This is a genomic window from Sinomonas sp. G460-2 (assembly GCF_047759905.1).
Classification (GTDB): Bacteria; Actinomycetota; Actinomycetes; order Actinomycetales; family Micrococcaceae; genus Sinomonas.
Genome location: NZ_JBKZWT010000283.1, coordinates 1 through 4,700, shown reverse-complemented (window position 1 = coordinate 4,700; position 4,700 = coordinate 1). Strand labels below are relative to the sequence as shown.

Sequence of the window (4,700 nt, the reverse complement as noted above, 5' to 3'; positions counted from 1 at the left end):
ACCGAGCTGCGCCGCGACGGCCTCGCCGCGGAGGAGCAGGCGTTCCTGCACCCCGAGGCGGAGGCCCGCGTGCCGTTCGTGACGCAGCAGCTCGCGGGGACGCGCGGGCCCGTTGTGGCCGTGACGGACTACATGAAGTCCGTTCCGGACCAGATCCGGCAGTTCGTCCCGGGTGACTACGCGGTCCTCGGGGCCGACGGATTCGGCTTCTCGGACACGCGCGCCGCGGCCCGCCGCTTCTTCAAGATCGACTCGACGTCCGTCGTCGTCCGCGCGCTCCAGGAACTCGCCCGCCGCGGCGAGGTCCCGGCGGACGCCCCCCGCCGTGCCCTCGAGAAGTACCGGCTGCTCGACGTCAACGCGGGGCCGGAGGCCAGCACAGACGAGTGACCTCCCGTTCGGAGGGCCGGCGGCTACGCGTCGGCGGGGGCGAGGACGATGTCGAAGCGGGTGCGGGACCAGTCGCCCTCGAGGCGGCGGCCGTCGGGAGTGGGGGCCCCGGCGGCCTGGGTGTGGAACTCCTTGATGAGGGAGTCCTTGACGCCGAACACCGAGTCGCCGATCGCGATCTGGGGATCGTCCTTGACGAAGATGTGCGTCACGAGGGTGCGCAGCTTCGGCGCGGTGACCATGAAGTGCAGGTGCGCGGCCCGGACCGGGGACCGACCCGTGGCGGCGAGCATCCGGCCCACGGGACCGTCGTGCGGGATCGGATACGGCGTCGGAGTGAGGCCCCAGAACGCGTACCTGCCCTGCGCGTCGGAGGCGAGGCGAGCGCGGCCCGCGACGCGCCCGTCGGAGTATTGGACGTCGTAGAAGCCCTCGTCGTCGGCCTCCCACACCTCGATCCGGGCCCCCGGAACGGGGTTGCCCTCGGTGTCGGTGACGGTACCCTCGACCCAGCACGGCTGCCCGTGCGCGCCGCCGGCGATGTCCCCGCCGATCGGGATCTCGGGGGCGTCCTCAGTGAAGAATGGCCCAAACACCGTCGCCTCCGTTGCCGACGACGCGCCGTAGACGGCCTCGTTGTTGACCGCAATGGTCTGCATCGACGCGCCGAGGACGTCGGAGAGGAGGATGTACTCCTGGCGCCGGTCGTCGGTGATCTGCCCCGCCTCGGTCAAGAAGGCAATGGCCGTGTTCCACTCGTGCTCGGTCAGGCGCACCTCGCGGATGAACGCATGCAGGTGCCGGGTCAGGGCTCCCATGAGCTGCCTGAGGCGGCGGTCCTCGGCATGCGCGAACGAGGCGACGAGCTCCTCGGTCAAGGCCTGTTCGATCGCGGCCTGCTCGCGAGAGATCGAGCGATGGGCTGTCTCGGTCATGGCGGTGTCCTTCAATCGAGCTCGTAGGCGAGGGTCTTGGGGTCCGCCCCGGTCAGGGCGGCGCGCAGGATCGCGGCGAGGCTGGCCTCGGTGACGGACCGGGGGTTCGACTCTGGGATCGCCGGCAGTGCGACTGCCACGGCCTCGGCGATGCCGTCCTCGGTGAACCCGTAGTCGGCCAGGGCCCTCGGGGCGTCGAGCTTCTTGCGCAGGGCCTGGAGGCCCTCGAGCGCGTCCTCGGCGCCGAACGCCGCAGCGATCCGGGCTGCCGCCTCGGGGGCGGCCGGGGCGTTGAACGCGAGCACGTACGGAAGCACGGTGGCGTGGGTCTGGGCGTGGGGCAGGTTGAACGTTCCGCCCAGGACGTGGCAGATCTTGTGGTGCATGCCAGAGCCGGCGGAGGCGAACGCGACCGCGGAAAGGTAGGCCCCGTAGAGGGCCTGCTCCCGGCCGGCCAGGGCGGACGGCTCCGCCCCGATGGCCGGCAGGCCTGAGGCCAGCGCCCGAATGCCTTCGGCGGCCATTGCAGCGTTGATCGGGTCGGCCCGCGGCGCCCAGAGCGAGTCGATGCAGTGCGCGAGGCCGTTCAGCCCTGACGCGACTGAGAGATCGACGGGCAGGGTGACGGTCAGGGCGGCGTCGTACACGACAGTCACCGGCAGGACCCGGTCATCGACCCCGGTGGTCTTCCGCGCTCCTGCGGTCAGGCCCCACACGTTCGTCGCCTCCGACCCCGCGTATGTGGTCGGAACCGCGACGATCGGAAGGCCCGTGGTCAGCGCAACGGCCTTGGCGAGGCCCGTCGTCGAGCCCCCGCCCACGCACACCATGAGGTCGACCCCCGCCTCCTTGGCGGCGGCCCGGGCCCGTTCCGCGGTCTCGACCGGAACGTGCATCGCGACGTCGTCGTGCACGAGCGCGACCTCGATGCCCGCCGTCACGGCCTTCGCGATACCGGACTCGCGGTCCGAGGCGATCACCATCACGCGCGCGGCGCCGAGCCGGGCGGCCTCGGCCGCCACGTTCTCGGCTGCCTTCCCCGACCCGAACAGCACCCGCTGACCCAGCGTCACGTGATCGAAAGCCAAGCTCATTCCGCCGCTCCTGCCCGTCCGAGGATCCGTTCCATGGCGTCTCGCAGGGCGCGCTTCGGATCCGCCGGAAGCATGTGGGAGCGCCAGCCGATGTGCTTGTCCGGCCGGACGAGGACCGCCCCGTCCTCCGCGACGCCGCGGAGCCGCTCCCAGTCGAAGTAGAGGTCGGTGACTTCGCGGCCGGGCCCGATGACGACGGCTCCGATCCTCACCCCGAGCTCGTCGGAGACCTTCTGCGCGGCGGCGGCCCACTCCTCGCCCGTGATGCCCGTGAACAACGTGAACTGCGCGTAGGGGGCGAGGTCGTGCGTCGAGACCTTGTCCTTCCAGTCGCCGACCCACGCGTGCGGGAGCCGCACGCCGGGATGAGTAGAGGGTTCGTAGTACAGCTCGGGGTCCCTCGGGGGCCCGGGCCGCTCGGTCCCGTCGCCCGCGATGGCCGCCGAGCGATAGTACTGTCCGAGCTCCACGCCGTGGGCGTTGAACTCGTAGTTCTTGAGCTCCATCGCCTCGCGGATCGCCGCGCGCTTGGCGGCGCCCTCGGGCGAGGCGTCCTTGCGGGACTCGATCGCCGCGCGCATCTCCTGTTCAGTCGTAGCCTCGGTCAGGCCGAGGGCCTCGAAGAGCTTGACGAACTCGCGGCTCGACTGGTTCGCGCGGGTCACGATCTGGCGGGCCACGGGCGCGCGCTCGTCCGTGTACGTGTCGAGGAGGCCCGGATCGGCCTGCCCGTTGACGACGGCGGCGATCTTCCACGCGAGGTTGTACGCGTCCTGGACGGACGTGTTCGAGCCGAGCCCGTTGCTCGGCGGATGCTTGTGGACGGCGTCCCCCGCGCAGAAGACCCGGCCCCGGTGCAGGGTCGTCGCGAACTGCTCGTTGTTCCCCCACAGCGAGATGCCGGTGATCTCGGCCTCAAGCTCGGGCATCCCGACGAGATTGCGCACAATTTGAAGGGCGTCCTGCTCGGTCACCTCAGGGGTGCCCCGCGTGATGTCGAAGCCCCACACGATGAGCCACTCGTTCCACGGCCGGACCATGCGCACGAGGCCAGCTCCGATTCCGCCGATGTTGGAGCCGGGCTGCACGACCCAATAGAGGACTGAGGGCCGGTGGCCCACGAGCTTTTCGAGGTCGGCTTTGAAGGTGATGTTCATCGATCCCGCGATATCCATCTGCCCCTCGTAGGGAAGGCCGACGTCGGCGGCGACCTTCGAGCGGGCGCCGTCGGCGCCGATGAGGTACTTGGCTCGAATGGTGTACTCGCCGCCCGTGAGGCGGTTGAGCACGCGCACCATGACTCCATCGGCGTCCTGCTCGTGGGAGAGGTACTCCGTGGAGAACTGCGTCTGGGTGCCGCGCATGGTGGCGTTCCTGACGAGGATCGGCTCGAGGTACGTCTGGGGGATGTCGCAATTGAGCGACGGCGACGCGAGCTCGTAGTCGGCATGCCGCGCCGGGTGCGTGCCCCACGTGAGGATTCGACCGATCTCGTCCCCGGCGATCGAGGTGCAGAACACCGTGTCGCCGATCAGGTGGTGGGGCGTGGCCTCCGCGAGGACCTGCTTCTCGATGCCCAGGTCTCGGAAGATCTCCATCGTCCGCTGGTTGGTGATGTGGGCGCGCGGCGTGTTCGCCGTCCAGCGGTACTTGGTGATCATGATGTTCGCCACCCCGAGGGAGGAGAGGAACAGGGCCGCGGACGAGCCCGCGGGACCGGAGCCGACGACGAGGACGTCGGTCTCCACGATATTCGCCTCGGGCGTAGCGGTCTCCGCCACGCCATCGTTGAAGACAACCATGATGCTCCTTGCGCTCCAGGCCGGCGACGGCGCCAACCGGTCTGGAAACAGCGTGCGGTGTGCACTGGGTCACATGGCGGGAGGACGGGAATCACGGCGGATTCCGTCAAAAACGAACGATCCCGATCAGCCCGCGAGAAGCTCGCGCCGATGGCGAAGGGGCGAGACGCCGAAGCGCTCACGGTAGCTGCGGGAGAACTGCGCCTGTGAGGCGAACCCAGCCCGTGCCGCGACCTCGGACATGGCCATGCTGGCCATTCCCGGCGACGCGAGGAGGGCGCGGCCGGCGTCAAGCCGCGCTTCCATGACGGCTCGCGGCACGCTCGTGCCCTCCGCCGCGAAAACGCGCGAGAGCTGCCGATCCGAGAGCCCGACGGCGGCCGCAATCGCACTGGCACTCAGGCCGGGGTCCGCGTGGCGCGCCGCGATGATGGCGAGCGACGCGCGGAAGTGGCCGGCGCCGTCGTCCGCCTCAGGGG

General features: G+C 70.3%; 5 protein-coding genes. 1 reads left to right on the top strand and 4 read right to left on the bottom strand.

Annotated features, from left to right (window positions below; all coding sequences use genetic code 11):
* On the top strand, positions 1-390 hold a 390-nt coding region (locus ACLN58_RS18105; protein WP_415856637.1), incomplete at its 5' end, for a transketolase-like TK C-terminal-containing protein.
* A 23-nt stretch (positions 391-413) separates the two neighbouring features.
* Here the strand turns inward: ACLN58_RS18105 and ACLN58_RS18100 are convergent.
* The 4 genes from ACLN58_RS18100 to ACLN58_RS18085 all read right to left on the bottom strand — a co-directional run.
* Entirely contained in the window at positions 414-1,325 is a 912-nt protein-coding gene (locus tag ACLN58_RS18100; protein ID WP_415856636.1) for a dioxygenase, read from the bottom strand.
* A gap of 11 nt (positions 1,326-1,336) precedes the next feature.
* Positions 1,337-2,419, bottom strand: coding sequence for a maleylacetate reductase (locus ACLN58_RS18095; RefSeq protein ID WP_415856635.1), 1,083 nt, complete (start codon positions 2,417-2,419; stop codon positions 1,337-1,339).
* On the bottom strand, positions 2,416-4,221 hold the full coding sequence (locus ACLN58_RS18090) for an FAD-dependent oxidoreductase (protein ID WP_415856634.1): 1,806 nt from the start codon (positions 4,219-4,221) through the stop codon (positions 2,416-2,418). The genes ACLN58_RS18095 and ACLN58_RS18090 overlap by 4 nt, the downstream gene beginning before the upstream one ends.
* 126 nt (positions 4,222-4,347) lie before the next feature.
* On the bottom strand, positions 4,348-4,700 hold a 353-nt coding region (locus tag ACLN58_RS18085), incomplete at its 5' end, for a helix-turn-helix transcriptional regulator (protein WP_415856633.1).